A 16808-nucleotide genomic window follows, 5' to 3' on the forward strand; every position below is an offset into this window, starting at 1 on the left:
AGCGGCCAACCGATCGCGAGCACGACCAGATCGATCAGCGACCAAGAGCGTGTTGCCTGGTCGCTGTCAGTCTACCGGAACATCGTAGGCCGTCTCGGGCGTGGGTTCGGGACGCAACGTGAAATGCCACCATTCCATCGGATAGTTGGAAAATCCTTCGGCCGCCATCGCCTGCAACAGGCGCTGGCGGTGCGCGCGTTGCGCTGCGCTGATGTCGGGCGCGTGGGTGTGCGCCCGCGCATCGAAGAAGTCGAATCCTGTGCCCATGTCCACTGCACGGCACCCGCCCGGCCGGCACTCCAGCAAGCCCAGGTCCAGCGTCGCGCCACGGCTGTGCCCGGAGGTGGGCGCAATGTAATCGCCCAGCAGTGCGCGCTTGTCCACCCGCGGGTAGTACTGCGCCTTGGTCGATTGATCCTGCAGATCCGCAGCCCAGGTGACGAATGCCTTCACCGACCGCACCGGCCGATAGCAATCGAACACCTGTAGCCGATAGCCCTCGGCCTTGAGCGTCTGCGCTACCCGCGCCAATGCGTCGGCAGCCGGCCGCAACAGGTAACACCGCGGCGCGTCATAGCCCGGTACCATCCGCCCAGTGAAGTTGTTGCTGCTCGCATACCGCATGTCCAATGCGATATCCGGCGCGAGGGCGTGCACGTCCACAAGGCCGGCCTCTGCCGCGGTCCTTGCCGAGGACATATGCACCTGGCCGGCGACCAGCGCAAATGGCGCCACGGCGCTCATCAGCAAAGCGCCTTGAACAAAGCACTGACGCCAGCAGCGCCCATTCCGGAACAGCAGGTTGTCGGTCATTTCGGTTCCCTTGCAAGATGCCGCGTTTGCGCGGTAGATCAAGCCGCGCGTCTTTCGCCACCGGCTACAGCGTGGCGCGATCCCTGTGGGCCTAGTGGTCGTCGCCTTCAGTTGGCTCAAGCGCCGGTCGCGGGCTGGAAGGTCTCGCGTGGTGGGTCAACGCAGACAAGATGCGCAGGTCTTCGGCATCCAGGGTGGTGGCGCTGTTGCCGCGATAGTGGTGGTGAAACGCCTGCAGGGTGGCGGCCGGATCGTCGATGCTGTAGCCGATCAGGGCCAGCGCCTGCCACGGATCGAAACCTTCCGGGGCAGCGGGCGCGTCGGCAGCGGGCCAGCGGCCGAAACCGGCGTCGGCCAGGCGCTTCCAGGGGAACAACGGTCCGGGGTCGTTCTTGCGCGTCGGGGCCACGTCTTCATGGCCGACGATCTGCGTGCGCGGAATACGCAGGCGCTGACACAGATCGTCCAGCAACACCAGCAGGCTGTCGATCTGCGCCGGCGCGAATGGCTCGCTACCGTCGTTGTCCAGTTCGATGCCGATCGAGGCCGAATTGATGTCGGTGATGGTGCCCCAGCGCCCGGCCCCGCCGTGCCAGGCGCGCTGCCCATCGCTGACCAATTGGTAGCGCTGGCCGTCTTCGCCGATCAGGTAGTGCGCACTGACGCGCCCGCCACTGTTGCGGCCGCGCAGGGTACTCAGGCTTTGCCGGACTGACTGCTGGTCGGTGAAATGCAACACGATCAGGATCGGTCGCCGCGTGTCGTAGTTGGGCGATGGCACCCACTGCGCCAGCGGATTGCGCTGCGGTGCGTGGGCACAGGCGCCCAGCGACAGAGCGGCCAGGCAAACAGCTGCACGCAGCCAGGCCGATGACGAGAGAGAAAAGCTGGGCAGCACGGATTACTCCTGGGAAGGCCGGACGACCTGCGCAGCACCATTATCGGCCGAGTCGTGCTTGCGCGGCCGTCTGCCGATGGGACCGTCGGCAGCGCGGTGCCTTACGCGCTGCCATCGGTGAGTCGCAGGTGGTGTCTCCCAGCTTGGCAAGCATCGCCGTTGCGGAGACGGCAGTAGCGGCCACTCGCGTATCTACGGCTGCGGCAAGGAGGGTCATGGGCTTCCCGCACGCTCTGCACCAACGCGCCCCCAAACGTCCCCTGCCGGCAAGAGTCGCCACGCAGTTAGGACATGTGGATACGCTCTGCGCCGCATGCCACTATCGGCCTTGCCTCGCAGCGCGCCAGCGGCTGCCTTCCTCCCGAGCCCTGCATGCCATTGTCGCGCCACCTGCTGATGTTGCTGCTGATCGCGCTTGCCCGTTCCAGCGGCGCCGCACCAGCGCCTGCTGCCACGCCGGCCGCGCAAGCACCGCCCTTTGTCGTCAGCGATGCACAGCTCACCGCAGAGTATTGGATCCGGCGCAGCCGCAACGCGCAGATGCCGCGGATCGACCCCGCGCAGATTGCCGACGTCAATACACGCCTGCTGCGCGACGATGCATCGATGCATGACATCGCGCAACTTCCCCAGACGCTGCCCGCAGCCGATGTGAGAGCGCGTATCGACGCGTTATCGGCAATACCGACGCGTCCGCTCTACGACGCAGACGGGCGGCGTCTGGATACCGCACGCTTGGCGACATTGCGCACGGCCTTGGCATTGGATGCGATACCCGCACAGGTGCCACTGCGCTTTGCGCTGGTCGTCACACGTGGCGCATTGCGCACCTTCCCCACTGCGCAGCGTGTGTTCACCAGTACCGACGACCGCGATATCGACCGCTTCCAGGAATCGGCGCTATACCCCGGCACGCCGGTGGCGGTCCTGCACAGCAGTGCCGATGGCGCGTGGAAGTTCGTGATCGCCGCCAACTACGCTGCCTGGATCGCAAGCACGCAGCTTGCCGAAGGCAGCCGCACCGAGGTGCTGAATTACGCACAGCGCAGCCCGCGCCTGATCGTCACCGCAGCCCGCGCGCAGACCGTCTACACACCCGAACGTCCGGCAATTTCTGCACTGACCCTGGACATGGGCACCAGCCTGCCCTTGCTCGGCGACTGGCCGCCGCAGCAGCCAGTCAACGGACAGTTGCCGCTAGCGGCCCACGTGGTGCAATTGCCGGTGCGCAGTGCCGATGGGCGTCTGCAGCTGGTGCCCGCATTGATGCCGCGCGGTGCCGATGTGCGCATCGGCGCATTGCCCGCCACCGACGCCGCACTGCTCCAGCAGGCCTTCAAATTCCTTGGCGAACGCTATGGCTGGGGCAACGACTACGATGCGCGCGATTGCAGCGGCTTCGTGCTGGATGTCTATCGCAGCCTCGGTCTCGTGCTGCCTCGCAATACCGGCGACCAGGCGCGCAGCGCGGTGTTGCACGGTGTTGCGTTCGACGCTGGCGCGCCGTTGGCGCACCGCCTGCAACGGCTCGCACAGCTGCAGGTTGGCGATCTGATCTACATTCCAGGCCATGTGATGCTGGTCATCGGGCATGCAGATGGCACGCCATGGGTGATCCATGATGTGGCCGGGGCCAGTTACCGCGTCGTCGATGGCAGCGTGCAGCGCGCGCGTTTGAATGGTGTGTCGGTCACCCCGTTGCTGCCGTTGCTTGCCAGCGATGGCACTGCATTCATCGACCACATCACCCGCATTCAACGCGTTTTTCCAACGGCCACCTTATGAAGATCACCGGCTTTCGGCTTGGCATGCTGCGCGTGCCCTTGAAAACACCATTCAAGACCGCCGTGCGCACGGTGCAGGCAATCGAGGACGTGGTGGTGCTGTTGCAGACCGACAGCGGCCATATCGGGTATGGCGCCGCGCCCGCCACCGCGCCCATTACCGGCGACACCCATGGCAGCATCATTGCCGCGATCGAACACTGCATCGGCCCCAAGCTGATCGACCAGGACGTGGCCGATCTCAACCGGCTATGCGGGCGCGTCCAACACGCGATCGAACGCAATACCAGCGCCAAGGCCGCCGTGGAAATCGCACTGTACGACCTGTGGGCGCAGGCGTTTGGTGCGCCGCTGTACCGGTTACTCGGTGGCGGCACGCCGCGTATCACCACCGACATCACCATCAGTGCCGATGCGATCGACACCATGGTGGCGCAGGCGCAGGCCGCGCTCGCACGTGGCTATCGCGCACTGAAGATCAAGGTCGGCAAGGACATCGAGTCGGATGTCGAACGCGTCACGGCAATTCATGCGGCAGTGGCCGGGCGCGCATCGCTGCGGCTGGATGCCAATCAAGGTTGGACGCCCAAACAAGCGGTGCGCACCATGCGCACGCTGGAAGATGGCGGCATCGCGCTGGAGCTGCTGGAGCAGCCGGTCAAGGCCGCCGACCTCGACGGGCTCGCCTTCGTCACCGCACGCATCGACACGCCGGTGATGGCCGACGAGAGCGTCTTCTCGCCCACGCAGGTGATCGAGCTGATTCAGCGTCGCGCCGCCGACATCATCAACATCAAACTGATGAAGACCGGCGGGCTGTCCAATGCCATCCGCATCGCCGACATCGCCGGGGTGTACGGGTTGCCATGCATGATCGGTTGCATGATCGAATCCAGCATCAGTGTGGCCGCCGCGGTGCATCTGGCGGTGGCCAAGGCCGACAGCATCACCCTGGCCGATCTGGATGCACCTGCGCTCGGGCAGTTCGACCCCACCGAGGGCGGCGCGCATTTCGACGAGGCGCAGATCCACATCGACGATTCGCCGGGACTGGGCATCCGCCGCATTCGTGGGCTGGAGCTGTTGCCGGCGTGAAAGCGGCCGACGCGGTGCAGCGCACGGCTCCCAAGTGGAGCAGACCGCGCTGAAACGTTGGTATGACCAGCGTTACTCGCCGATTCCGGGCAACGGACGCGCCTGCCTGCTGCGCGGCACGCATATGCACCACCGGGCGGCATTGCTGAGTACAGTAACGACAAGGCGGTGCGATCACGCGACACCAGCGTGGCCCCCGTCTTCAGCAACGTGTGTCGCCCCTAGATTCATCCCGCTCGACCCAACACCCGGAGCCTGCATGCGCCTTGCCACCGTGTTTCGATCCCTTGTGCTGTTGGCGCTGACAAGCTGTAGCAGTCTCTCCATTGCGGCCAGCCCGGTCGATGCGTTGAATCAGGCACGCACGTTGATCGTGGTGACCACCGCGGACTGGAACAGCACCCAGGCGCGTCTGCACACCTTCACCCGTGTGGATGGCAAATGGCAACCGGCTGCCCGGAGCTTTACCGTCGCGCTCGGGCGGCATGGCAGTGCCTGGGGCGAGGGCCTGCATCCGGCGCAGACGCAAGGCCCGCAGAAGCGCGAAGGCGATGGCCGCAGCCCTGCCGGCGTCTTCGCCATCGGCCCGGCGTTCGGCTATGCCTCGAAGATCGACACCGCGATGCCGTACCAGGCGATGAGCGCCACCCACTACTGCATGGATGTGCCCAGCTCGCCGCTGTACAACCGCATCGTCGATGCCGCGCAAGTGGGCGAGGCCGCCGTCGCCGGCTCGACCGAGCCGATGCGTCTGGATCTGCGCCACCCAGGCGATGCGCGCTACAGCGAGGGTTTCGTGATCGCGCACAACCCCAAGGCCATTCCCGGGCGCGGCAGCTGCATCTTCGCGCACTTGTGGCGCACGCCGGGCCAGTTCACCGCCGGCTGCACTGCGATGGCGGCGGCCGACATGCAACGCCTGCTCGCCTGGCTGAAGCCGGAAGATCGCCCGTTGTTCGTGCTGCTGCCACGCACCGAATACGCACGCCTGCACACTGCATGGCAATTGCCTGCACTGACCGAGGACGCGCCATGAGCACGCCGCAACCTGCGCCGGACGCGACGGGGTTGGTCCGTGTCGTCAGCCGATGGCAGATCGTCGGCCTGTCGATCAACGATGTCATCGGCAGCGGCATCTACCTGCTGCCTGCCGCGACCGCCGCGCTGCTCGGGCCGATGAGCCTGTGGGCCGTGATGCTGGCCGGCCTCGCGGTCGCCTTGCTGGTGCTGTGCTACGCGCAGGCGGGCAGCTACTTCGATACGCCGGGCGGCAGCTATCTCTATACGCGCGAAGCATTCGGCCCGTTCGTCGGTTTTCAGATTGGCTGGATGATCTGGCTTACCCGCATCAGCTCGGCCGCCGCCTTGAGCAATGGCCTGGCCGACGCAGTGGCGCGGTTCTGGCCCACGGCCTCCACCGATCCCTGGGCGCGCTTGCTGGTCGTCGTCGGCTCGCTGGGACTGCTCACCGCCATCAACGTGATCGGCGTGAAGTCGGCCGCGCGCACCGGCATCGCGCTGGTCATCGGCAAGCTGGTGCCGTTGTTGCTGTTCGTGGCGATCGGCCTGTTCTATGTCGATTGGTCGTGGGCCTTTGCCGGCACCGCGCCCGATCTGCGCGACCTGGGCAATCTCGGTGAAGCGGCCTTGCTGCTGCTGTTCGCCTACGCGGGTTTCGAAAACATTCCGGCGGCCGCTGGCGAATACCGCAACCCGCGGCGCGATGTGCCATTTGCGTTGATCACCATGATCGTCACCGTCACCCTGATCTACGCCGCCGTGCAGGTGGTGGCGCAAGGCACCCTGCCCAACCTTGCGGCCTCGCCGACGCCGCTGGCAGATGCCGCAAGCCGATTCGGTGGCGAAGCGTTGGCACTGATCCTCACCGTGGGTGCCACCATTTCCATCCTCGGCACCACCAGCAACACCGTGATGCTCGGCCCGCGCTTTCTGTTTGCGCTTGCGCGCGATGGCTATGGCCCTGCGTTTCTCGCACGCGTGCATCCGCGCTTCCACACGCCCGCCGCGGCAGTGCTGACGCAGGGTGCGTTGTCGCTTGCATTGGCGTTGTCGGGATCGTTTACGCAGCTGGCATTGCTGTCGATGGTCACCCGCCTGTTCGCCTACATCGGCACCGCCGCAGCAGTGATCGTGCTGGCGCGCAGGTACCGGCAGCGCACCGACACGTTGCGCCTGCCCGGCGGCCCGGCCATCCCCATTGCCGCCTTGGTGCTGTCGCTGGGCCTGCTGGCCAGCGCCAGTTGGCAGAATCTGGCCGCAGCAGGCGTCGCACTTCTGGTCGGCTGGGTGTTTTATCTGTTTCCGCGCAAGCAGGTCGAAAGCGGCTGAGGGCACGACGAACTGCGGTTGAGCAGCCTTCGAGGCGGCATGCGCGCACGAACGCATGTTTGCTGCACGTTCCCGTCCATCGGGCAGTGAGCCGCGCGCCCGGCGATGACCTGCGATTTCGCGGCATGCTCGCGCAGCGCTCACGCACGCCTAACCGCGCGCACCCAACGCTGCGCTTCTACTTGCATGGGAGCTTGCGATGAAACTGCGCCATGTCTACAGCACCGCCGATCTCGACAGCGCCCAGCGCGTGCTGCAGGCCGCGCGCAGTACCGGCATCGACAATGATGCGCTGTCGTTGATTGCCCGCTCCGATATCGAGCTGCAGGAGGTGCCGGACGAACGTAAGGACGTCAAGACCGACTTCCTTCCCGCTGCCGCACGCGGCGCCGCCACCGGCGGTGCCGCCGGCCTGGTGGCTGGCCTGGTCGCCATCGCAGTACCGCCGATCGGGCTGACCTTGGCCGGCGCGGGCGTCATGGCACTGGCTGGTGCGCTGGTCGGCAGTTGGTCGTCGGCGTTGATCGGCGCCACGGTGCCCGATCCGGTGCGTCGTCAGTTCGAAGATCAAATCCAGGCCGGGCGCGTGCTGGTGATCATCGACGCAGAGCAGCCGGCGCTCCAGGACGCCGAGGCCGCCATGGTGGCGGCAGGTGCCACCCCATTGCCGTATGAAGCGGCCTCAGCGACCACGTGAAGCGATCGACCAGAATCTGCCACGCAACGCTGCAGCGATAGCGCGTTGAAAAGCGTGGCCGACGCCGCCCTTCGAGCCTGCTGCATTGATGTACTCCTCACCTGCCCTGGCAATGAAATTAACGGCGATCGGCCTAGGGTAATTCGCACATCCACCACGGAGACAGGCATGAACGTGCCGTATCAGATTCCGGGCCGGGCACCGGACGAAGACCGCAGTCAGAACATATCGACGTATTGGCGCGAACGCTTCACCGAAGAGCCGTATTACACCGAAGGCGATCGCTACGAAGACTACGAAGGTGCTTATCTGGCAGGCCATGAAGCGCGTATCCGCGACAACGCGCGCGCGTACGATCAGGTCGAAGCCGAGTTGCATCGCGATTGGGAAGCCAAGCGCGGCACCTCGTCGCTGAGTTGGAGCAAGGCGCGACATGCCGTCAAGCGCGCCTGGGAAAACGCAGCCGATTTCGTCACCGGCGACGATACGCATAAGCGCTGAGACGACAACGCCACCGTCAAGGTGGCGTTGTTGCATCTTACGATCTGCAATGGTTCAGTCGAGTTCTGGCGGTACGCTACGCGCACTGCGCGGCGCGTCGGTGATCTCCATCGCATCGCGGGTATTGTTCTGCACCGCAACCGCACCGAACAGGCTCAAAGCATATGCCATGGCATAAAAGCTTTTTCGCTCAGCAACAGCGTGGCATTGATCAGGCCGATGGTCAGCAGCACCAATGCGACGATCAGCGAAAACCAGCAAATGGCGTAGTACAAGCCAGTGACCGGAATCCCATCGGCACGGTCACGCACGCTCTTCTGCAATGATACCGATGCGAATAAACCGAACAGTAGCAGCGTGAAGTAGTAACCCTTTTCGTTGAGCAACCTCTCGGCATTCCACAACTCGATCAGATATGCCGCACTGCCTAGCAACAAGGCGGTCCAGGATGCAGCGATAAAAGCAGGCGAGGTTTTTTGCGTGGCTATGGAAACGTCTTTCCATGGTGAAACGATGCACGACATACAACGATGTGAGACGCGGGCGTCGTGCAGACAGTGATCTGCAACAAGGGTGCCCCCGGCGACGTCGTGTAAGGTACTTGAAAACCCGACGCGGGACACGTTGCGGGAGGGCTGCAACGTACCGCGCCCATCCCCAGGAGGACCCCATGTCTGTCCGTCGTCTGCTTGCCCTGGCCTGCTCGGCCACCCTGTTTACTGCCGGCACTGCAGTTGCTGCGCCCGCAGCCGCCCCCGCGGCCTCCATTCCCAAGGCACAGTGGCCATTTCAGGCCACCACGGTCGCCGATTTCGACGAACCGTGGGCAATGACCTTTCTGCCCGATGGCAGCTTGCTGGTCAGCGAAAAGCGCGGCGCCTTGATGCGACTGGACTTAAAGACCAAGCGCAAGAGCGCCATTACCGGTATTCCGGCCGTTGCTTATGGTGGCCAGGGCGGTTTCGGCGATGTGCTGGCGCATCCGCGCTTCGCCAAGAACGGGCTGGTCTACGTGAGTTATGCCGAGCCCGGCGAGGGCGACACGCGGGGCGCCGCGGTGGCGCGCGCCAAACTCACGCTGGATGCAACCGGCGGCGGCACGCTGTCGGACCTGAAGGTGATCTGGCGCCAGGATCCCAAGGTCACCGGCAATGGCCACTTCGGGCATCGGCTCGCGTTCGGGCCCGATGGCAAACTGTGGATCAGCTCCAGCGAACGGCAGAAATTCACTCCTGCCCAGGACATGAAAGCCAACCTCGGCAAGCTGATCCGGCTCAACGACGACGGCAGCGTACCGACCGACAACCCGTTCGTTGCGCAAGGCGGCGTTGCCGCGCAGGTGTGGTCGTTGGGCCACCGCAATATTCTTGGTCTGGCCTTCGACAGCAGGGGCCGCCTGTGGGAACACGAAATGGGCCCGCTCGGCGGCGATGAGTTGAACCTGATCCAGCGTGGCGCCAACTATGGCTACCCGATCGTCTCCAACGGCGACAACTATGACGGCACGCCGATCCCCGACCACTACACGCGCCCGGAGTTCGCCGCGCCCAAGATCAGCTGGACACCGGTGATTTCGCCGGCAGGCTTTGTGATCTACAGCGGCAAGCAGTTCCCGGCGTGGCGCGGCAATGGCTTCATCGGTGGGCTGTCGTCGATGGCGCTGGTGCAGGTGTCGCTGGGCGACCAGCCGCGCGAAGTGGCGCGTTACGACATGGGCGCACGCATCCGCGAAGTGGAACAAGGTCCGGACGGCGCGCTCTGGCTACTGGAAGACGAAGCCAGTGGCAGCACCGGACGTCTGCTGAAGCTGACGCCCAAGAGCAAGGCCGCGGTCGAGAACGACGCCTGATCGATTCCGCAGCATGAGCCGGTGTAGCTGACGCAGCGCACCGGCAGACGCGATGACGACATGAACAGTCGTCATCGCGTCTGAGCACCGCATCAGCGGGGGCTTCGTGTTGTAGCCGTGGTCATCCGTTCGCACGATAGCCGCTGGCTGTCGGTGCCAAGCGCGCCGCTATCAGCGTTCCAGCAGCTCGAAGCTGACGGCCTCGCCGCTCTTGGCCGACGCGCACACCCATAGATCGAACAGACCCGGCTCCGCACCGAAGATGCCCTTGTGGTTGGTGAATGCCAGCGCGTCGCGCTCCAGTGTGAACACCACCTCCTGGCTCTCGCCGGGCTGCAGCAACACCTTGCGAAATCCCTTGAGTTCGCGCACCGGGCGCACGCGGCTGGCCACGCGATCGTGCACATACAACTGCACCACTTCCTCGCCGGCGACCTTGCCGGTGTTGGTGACGCGCGTGGTAATGGTCAGTGTCTCATCCCAGCCGAGTTGCGCCGCGCTCAACTGCGGCTGCGCATACGCAAAGGTGGTGTAGCTCAATCCATGTCCGAACGGATACAACGGTTCGTTTGGCATCTCGCGCCAACGCGCCTTGTACTCGGACAGGGCCGGCAATTCCGGGCGTCCGGTGCGCAGATGGTTATAGAAATACGGCTGTTGCCCGGTCACCTGCGGGAAGCTGATCGGCAGACGCGCCGACGGGTTGTAGTCGCCGAACAGCACATCGGCCACGCCGGTCCCGGTTTGCGTGCCCAGATACCAGGTCACGGCAATCGCGTCGGCATCGCGCACCGCACCACTCAAGGCCAGCGCGCGGCCATTGCGCAACAACACCACCATCGGGGTACCGGTCGCTGCAATCGCTTCGGCCAGTGCCTGTTGCGCCGGCGGCAAGGTGATCTCGGTGCGCGATTGTGCCTCGCCGCTGAAACGCTGCGGCTCGCCCAACGCCAGCACCACCACATCGGCCGCCTGCGCTGCATCGATCGCAGCGGAAATGCCACCCGGCAGCGCCTCTTCCAGTCCGCAACCGGCCACCACGCTCAGATCTTCGGTGCCGACCACCGCACGCACGCCCTGCTCCAGGGTCACGTAGCGTTCCTTGTCGCCGAACAAGGTCCAGCAGCCCTCGATGTTCTCGCGGTCCTGCACGAATGGGCCGATCAACGCGATGCGCTGGCCGCTCTTCTTCAGCGGCAACACGCCGCCTTCGTTTTTCAACAGCACGATCGAGCGCCGCGCCGCATCGCGCGACAGCGCATCGTGCGCCGGCAGGTGCGTGGTGTCGGCTTCGCGCGCCGGGTCCAGCGAGCGATACGGATTGTCGAACAGCCCGATCGCGTCCTTCAGCTGCAGGATGCGCCGCACGCTGGCATCCAACGTGGCCATCGGCACCTCGCCGCTTTCCACCAGCGCAGGCAGATGCGCGGCATAAAAGCCGCTCTGCATGCTCAGGTCCAACCCGGCCAGGAAGGCTTTCTTGGTCGCGTCGCGCTCATCGGCGGCATAGCCATGGGCGATCAATTCCATGTCGGCGGTGTAATCGGAAATCACCACGCCTGGGAATTGCCATTCCCCGCGCAGGATCTCGGTCAGCAACTCATGGTTGGCGCTGGCCGGCACGCCGTTGATGTCGTTGAAGGACGACATCACGGTCAACGCGCCGGCCTCGAAAGCGGCCTTGAACGGCGGCAAGTGCACATCGCGCAGCGTCTGCGGCGCGATGTCGACGGTGTTGTATTCCATGCCCGCCGCCACTGCGCCATAGGCGGCGAAATGCTTGGGCGTGGCCAACAGGCAATCGTGGGCGGTCAGGTCGCTGCCCTGGAACCCGCGCACACGGGCAGCGGCAAAGGCGGCGCCCAGCATCACGTCTTCGCCGGCACCCTCGGCACCACGGCCCCAGCGCTGGTCGCGGGCGATGTCCACGGCCGGCGCGTAGGTCCAGTGCAGGCCGGCAGCGGTGGCCTCGATCGCGGTGGCGCGCGCGGTGCGCTCGGCCAACGCCGGCTCGAAACTGGCCGCCTCGCCCAGCGGGATCGGGAACACCGTGCGCATGCCGTGGATCACGTCGGCGGCCAGGATCACCGGGATCCCCAGGCGACTCTCTTCCACCGCGACTTTCTGGATCTGCACGCCCAGCGCGGCGCCCACCCCGTTGAACAGCGAGCCGACCCGACCCAGGCGCACCTGCTGCAGCACCTCGTCGGCATTGAGCACGTTGGCCTCGGGATTCACGTCCGGCGCGAACGGCCGCACCATGTCGGCGAACACACCCAACTGTCCGACCTTCTCTTCGACGGTCATCCGGGCAATCAGGGTTTCGATGCGATCAGCAGCCATGAGATCCTTGAGAAAACGTTTACATGGCCGTCAATTCTAGCCTGACGCACCTGCGCGCAGGCAAGTTTCGAGGGCCGGGAGTGGGATTTGGTGATTTGTAGAGGCCGGTTGCAACGCACAGTGCGCGCCAGAATGCCGCAGCGGCGCAGCCCTCTCCGCCAGGCGCCTCCAGCCCTCCCGGCTTCCGCCATGGAGTGAATGGCCGGCAGGCGGGTGCGCAGGCGGCGATCAGACCGCTCGTTCCCGTTCGATGATCACGCCCACCGCCTGCGCGCCGCGCACCGCCCCCGGCTTGCTCAGCTTCAAACGCAGCCAGTGCACGCCGAATTCGTCCAGCACGAGCGCCGCGCAGCGCTCGGCCAGCGTCTCCACCAGCCCGAAGTCCGAGGTTTGCACGAACTCGATCAAGCGCTTGCTCACCGCCTTGTAGTTCAACGTATCGGCGATGTCGTCGCTGGCCGCCGGAATGCGGTTGTCGAACCCCATTTCCAGATCGAACCGCAAGGTCTGCCGGATGCGCCGTTCCCAATCGTAGATGCCGATCAGCGCATCGATGTCGAGACCTTCAATAAACACTTTATCCATGGGGAATCGGGAGTCGGGAATAGGGAATGGGGAGGAGCAAAGACAACAGCGCACGTACGGACAGGATCGGCGTAAAGCTCTTCACTATTCCCGATTCCCCACTCCCGATTCCCGCGCCGCCGCCAGCGGCGGCAAGCCCGCCATATCCCACCGCGGCGTCACATGCACCGCCGCATCCGCATGTTCGCCGGCCTGCAGCCGCAGCGCGCCGGCGAAGGCGATCATCGCGCCGTTGTCGGTGCACAAGGCCGGGCGCGGGAAGCAGACCCGGCCGCCGCGGCGCTGGGCGGCCTCTTGCAGGCGCGCGCGCAAGCGCTTGTTTGCGCCCACGCCGCCGGCCACCACCAAGGTGTTGCAGCCGGCCGCATCCAGCGCGCGCAGGCACTTGATGGCCAGGGTTTCCACCACCGCGTCTTCGAAGCCACGCGCGATGTCCGCGCGGGTGGTGTCGGAATGGTCGCTGGACCGCCAGGCCAGCAGCACCTGGGTCTTGAGCCCGCTGAAACTGAAATCCAGGCCAGGCCGGTCGGTCATCGGACGCGCGAACTTATAGCGCCCCGGCGTACCGGTTTCGGCCAAGGCCGCCAGCTGCGGGCCGCCCGGGTACGGCAGGCCCATCATCTTGGCGGTCTTGTCGAAGGCTTCGCCGGCCGCGTCGTCCAGCGTCTCGCCCAGCACTTCGTAGCTGCCCAGCGCCTTCACCGACACCAATTGGGTATGCCCGCCGGAGACCAGCAAGGCCACGAACGGCGCCTGCGGCGGGTCGTCCTCCATCAACGGCGCCAGCAGGTGGCCTTCCATGTGATGCACGCCGATCGCCGGCACATCCAGTGCCCAGGCCAGCGAACGCGCCACCCCGGCACCGACCAGCAAGGCCCCGACCAGGCCCGGACCGGCGGTGTAGGCCACGCCATCGAGTTCGTCGATCCTCAACCCGGCTTCGCCCAGGGTCTGGCGGATCAGCGGCAGCAGTTTGCGCACATGGTCGCGGCTGGCCAGCTCGGGCACTACGCCGCCGTATTCGGCATGCAGCGCAATCTGGCTGTACACCGCGTGGGCGCGCAGCGCCGGCACGCCCGACAATGCGGTGTCGTAGACCGCCACACCGGTCTCATCGCACGATGATTCGATCCCAAGGACTTTCACGGCAGCTCGGCATGCAGGGAGATGCCACTATTTTCGCAGCTTTTGCACTGCGCAGATCGGCCGATTCCCAGATGCTGCTCCGCCCTGCCGTGCCGGCCGCATATGGCCCGGGCGCACGCTTTATCAGTGTCGCGGCGGGAAATTCTGCAAGGGGCTTGCAGGTCGTCGGCAAGTCGTTATAATGCGCGGCTCGCCGGGGCAACCCGGAAATTCCGTCACGCGAGTCCGCTCGCACCCGCCCGGGGCTCCCGGACGGAAATCCCATTTCTGGAGAACACATGCCCAGCGTTAAAGTCCGCGAGAACGAGCCCTTCGAATTTGCGCTCCGTCGTTTCAAGCGCACCTGCGAAAAGGCCGGCGTGCTGGCCGAAACCCGCAAGCGCGAGTTCTATGAAAAGCCGACCCAGGAGCGTAAGCGTAAGGCTGCCGCTGCCGTGAAGCGTCAGCTGCGTCGTTCCTCGCGCGACGTCACCAAGCGCCAGCGCTTGTACTGATCGAACGCGGTTCCTTGCCGGTAGGTCTGCGCTGAAGGCGCGACCTGGCGGGAGCGAACCCAAGAGCCGGCACGCGCAAGCGTCGCCGGCTTTTTGTATTGGCCTGCCACAAGGCATTGCGCTGGAGACATCAGGCAGTCTGCGCCGCGCGCGAGGCGCTGCAAGACATCTCTCCACGCACGCCCTGCCTCCGTTCGGCCGAGGTACCCAGCCCGCTTGGGCGCCTTGGCCACCACTCGATCCCTACACTCAGGAGTTACCGCATGTCCCTGAAGCAGCAACTCACCGATGACATGAAGGCCGCGATGAAGTCCGGCGACAAGCACAGCCTGGGCGTGATCCGGCTGATCAACGCCGCCATCAAGCAGAAGGAAGTGGACGAGCGCATCGAGATGGACGATGCCGCCGTGATCGCCGTGCTGGACAAGATGGTCAAGCAGCGCAAGGACTCGGTCACCCAGTTCCAAGCCGCCGCGCGCGACGACCTGGCGCAGATCGAGCGCGAGGAGATCGTGGTGATCGAGCGCTATCTGCCGGCCAAGATGGGCGAAGCCGAGATCGTGGCCGCCATCCGGGCCGCGATCTCCGAGACCGGGGCAAGCAGCCCGGCCGATATCGGCAAGCTGATGGGCGCACTCAAGCCCAAGCTGGCCGGTCAGGCCGACATGGGCTTGGTCTCGACCCTGGTCAAGCAGCAGCTGGCAGGCTGATGGATCGCCGCAGCGCCCTGCCACGGCCAGGGCGCTGCGACCGGTGCGCAGTGCGCGCTGCGGCACTGCCTGCCGCATCACCGAGCGGCTTTTTCAGTGGAAGGCGGACCTTCCAACGAACAGTGATGGTGCAAGACGCCGCTGGAGCGCCACGGCCGTTGCACATCTGCCACACGCAACGCATCAGGCAAGGCGCAATGCCGTCTTCAGACGCGTCTGGCCCAGCATGCGGACCAAGCGCTCTGCACAGTGTGCGCTCTCGTCATCGCGTGGACAGCTGGCAGTGCCAGGCACGGACTGATACAGGTAGATCGGCATCTGGCGCACATTGAATGCGCTGACAGACACACCGCGCACCTTGCTCCCGACGAGCAACAGACTGCGCGTACCAGATGCGCCGCCTCCTGCTTTACCCATAGCGCGTGCGCGCTTTCACCCGTCCTTCGATCCGGCCCTGCTAGAACGGGTGCGCCAGCGCAGGCATGGGCAAGGTCCTTCCGCATACCGACCTTGCCCTGACGTCGCCTGCGCGCCAACGGTATGCGCCAAGGATTCTCCCGCCGGTGACGACGCTTTCATCCGCCTATCTGCACAAGCATCTGAGCCGTCTGCAGCGCAGCGTGCCGATGGCGCTGCTGAACCGCTTCATCGAGATCGACGTGATGACGCAGGCAGCGTCGTTGTCGTTCTATGCGCTGCTGTCGCTGGCCCCGTTGTTGGTGCTGCTGTTGTGGCTGACCGCCTCGCTCTATCCGCCAGCGCAAGAAGCGTTGGTGCAGCAAATCGGGCAATTGGCCGGCGGCAGCGCGGCCGAAGTCGCCCAGACCATCATTCGCAATGCCACCGATCAACCTGGCGTTGGCTCGCTGGCCGGCGTGTGGAGCACGCTGCTGCTGTTCATCGGCGCCACGGCGGTGTTTGCGCAGTTGCAGAACGCCTTGAACCTGATCTTTCGCACCGACAAGCAACGCCTGGACGGCTTGATGGCCTGGCTGCAGAAGCGGGTGTTCTCGTTCGGGGTGATCCTGGCGCTGGGCTTCTTGCTGATCGTGTCGATGATCGCCACCACCGCGTTGCAGGTGGTCTTTGCGCGCCTGCCCTCGGTCCTGCCGGCGGTCGGCTACGTGACCACGCTGGCCCTGTACTCGCTGGCGTTCGCGTTCCTGTATCGCTACCTGCCCGATCGCACCGTCGACTGGCGCCAGGCATTTTTGGGCGGCGTCATCACCGCGGTGTTGTTCGCGCTGGGGCGCTACGCCATCGGCGTGTACATCGCCACCGCAGCGCCGGGTAGCGCCTACGGTTCGATGGGGACATTGGTCATTTTGCTGGTGTGGATGTACTACGCCTCGGTGGTGTTCTTCGTCGGCGCCTTGATCACTGCGGTGATCGACGAGCGGGTGCGCTCGCATCGCAAGCTGCGCGAGGCGGGCGTGGACCCGGAGCATCCGCCGGTGATCGTGCCGCCTGCCGATGCGGCGCCTGCATCTTCAACGTCTGACTCGCACGCGCTGCCACGCGGCTGAGGACTGCTGCAAAGCCTG

Annotated in this window: 15 protein-coding genes and 1 pseudogene; 10 read left to right on the top strand and 6 right to left on the bottom strand. The window is 65.3% G+C overall.

Features of this window, described 5'->3' with window-relative positions:
* Positions 1 to 66: 66 nt before the first annotated feature.
* Together ACDH77_RS18190 and ACDH77_RS18195 are read right to left on the bottom strand one after the other, a co-directional pair.
* Positions 67 to 813 (bottom strand): M15 family metallopeptidase, encoded by a 747-nt coding sequence (locus tag ACDH77_RS18190; protein WP_031425132.1) that lies wholly within the window; start codon positions 811 to 813, stop codon positions 67 to 69.
* Positions 814 to 904: 91 nt separating this feature from the next.
* On the bottom strand, positions 905 to 1711 hold the full coding sequence (locus ACDH77_RS18195; protein ID WP_011348821.1) for an N-acetylmuramoyl-L-alanine amidase: 807 nt from the start codon (positions 1709 to 1711) through the stop codon (positions 905 to 907).
* 372 nt (positions 1712 to 2083) lie between these two features.
* On the opposite strand from ACDH77_RS18195, the gene ACDH77_RS18200 reads away from it, so the two are divergent.
* From ACDH77_RS18200 to ACDH77_RS18225, 6 genes are all read left to right on the top strand, one after another.
* Positions 2084 to 3496, top strand: a complete 1413-nt coding sequence (locus ACDH77_RS18200; RefSeq protein ID WP_372353579.1) for an SH3 domain-containing protein — start codon at positions 2084 to 2086, stop codon at positions 3494 to 3496.
* Positions 3493 to 4590, top strand: a complete 1098-nt coding sequence (locus ACDH77_RS18205; protein WP_031425134.1) for a dipeptide epimerase — start codon at positions 3493 to 3495, stop codon at positions 4588 to 4590. Before ACDH77_RS18200 ends, ACDH77_RS18205 begins: the two co-directional genes overlap by 4 nt.
* Positions 4591 to 4849: 259 nt before the next feature.
* On the top strand, positions 4850 to 5626 hold the full coding sequence (locus tag ACDH77_RS18210; RefSeq protein ID WP_031425135.1) for a L,D-transpeptidase: 777 nt from the start codon (positions 4850 to 4852) through the stop codon (positions 5624 to 5626).
* Positions 5623 to 6939, top strand: coding sequence for an APC family permease (locus tag ACDH77_RS18215; RefSeq protein WP_014091259.1), 1317 nt, complete (start codon positions 5623 to 5625; stop codon positions 6937 to 6939). The genes ACDH77_RS18210 and ACDH77_RS18215 overlap by 4 nt, the downstream gene beginning before the upstream one ends.
* Before the next feature lie 199 nt (positions 6940 to 7138).
* Positions 7139 to 7636 carry a hypothetical protein gene (locus ACDH77_RS18220; RefSeq protein ID WP_008577417.1) on the top strand — a complete coding sequence of 166 codons (498 nt, stop codon included), beginning with the start codon at positions 7139 to 7141 and terminating at the stop codon, positions 7634 to 7636.
* Positions 7637 to 7804: 168 nt separating this feature from the next.
* Positions 7805 to 8137, top strand: coding sequence for a hypothetical protein (locus tag ACDH77_RS18225; RefSeq protein ID WP_014091261.1), 333 nt, complete (start codon positions 7805 to 7807; stop codon positions 8135 to 8137).
* Positions 8138 to 8191: 54 nt separating this feature from the next.
* On the opposite strand, the pseudogene yiaA reads toward ACDH77_RS18225, so the two are convergent.
* Positions 8192 to 8625: pseudogene (yiaA, locus tag ACDH77_RS18230) on the bottom strand (inner membrane protein YiaA).
* A gap of 182 nt (positions 8626 to 8807) precedes the next feature.
* On the opposite strand from yiaA, the gene ACDH77_RS18235 reads away from it, so the two are divergent.
* Complete coding sequence (locus ACDH77_RS18235; protein ID WP_011348829.1) at positions 8808 to 9986, top strand: PQQ-dependent sugar dehydrogenase; 1179 nt, start codon at positions 8808 to 8810, stop codon at positions 9984 to 9986.
* A gap of 171 nt (positions 9987 to 10157) precedes the next feature.
* Here ACDH77_RS18235 and ACDH77_RS18240 read toward each other — a convergent pair whose 3' ends face one another.
* From ACDH77_RS18240 to tsaD, 3 genes are all read right to left on the bottom strand, one after another.
* Positions 10158 to 12329, bottom strand: a complete 2172-nt coding sequence (locus ACDH77_RS18240; RefSeq protein ID WP_008577425.1) for a glycoside hydrolase family 3 N-terminal domain-containing protein — start codon at positions 12327 to 12329, stop codon at positions 10158 to 10160.
* Positions 12330 to 12557: 228 nt separating this feature from the next.
* A complete protein-coding gene (gene folB, locus ACDH77_RS18245) occupies positions 12558 to 12914 on the bottom strand; it encodes a dihydroneopterin aldolase (protein ID WP_008577426.1) in 357 nt (118 codons plus the stop codon).
* Positions 12915 to 12998: 84 nt separating this feature from the next.
* Positions 12999 to 14060, bottom strand: coding sequence for a tRNA (adenosine(37)-N6)-threonylcarbamoyltransferase complex transferase subunit TsaD (gene tsaD, locus ACDH77_RS18250; protein ID WP_218489103.1), 1062 nt, complete (start codon positions 14058 to 14060; stop codon positions 12999 to 13001).
* Positions 14061 to 14338: 278 nt separating this feature from the next.
* Between tsaD and rpsU the strand changes: the two genes are divergently transcribed.
* The 3 genes from rpsU (at position 14339) to ACDH77_RS18265 (ending at position 16790) form a co-directional block, all read left to right on the top strand.
* Entirely contained in the window at positions 14339 to 14554 is a 216-nt protein-coding gene (gene rpsU / locus ACDH77_RS18255) for a 30S ribosomal protein S21 (protein WP_002808376.1), read from the top strand.
* Between the two features lie 263 nt (positions 14555 to 14817).
* Positions 14818 to 15264 carry a GatB/YqeY domain-containing protein gene (locus ACDH77_RS18260; protein WP_011348832.1) on the top strand — a complete coding sequence of 149 codons (447 nt, stop codon included), beginning with the start codon at positions 14818 to 14820 and terminating at the stop codon, positions 15262 to 15264.
* A 482-nt stretch (positions 15265 to 15746) separates the two neighbouring features.
* Positions 15747 to 16790: a YihY/virulence factor BrkB family protein gene (locus tag ACDH77_RS18265; protein ID WP_008577434.1), complete on the top strand. Its 1044-nt coding sequence runs from the start codon at positions 15747 to 15749 to the stop codon at positions 16788 to 16790.
* The last annotated feature ends 18 nt before the right edge of the window (positions 16791 to 16808 follow it).

This window comes from Xanthomonas axonopodis pv. maculifoliigardeniae (assembly GCF_041519315.1).
GTDB classification, from domain to species: domain Bacteria; phylum Pseudomonadota; class Gammaproteobacteria; order Xanthomonadales; family Xanthomonadaceae; genus Xanthomonas; species Xanthomonas euvesicatoria.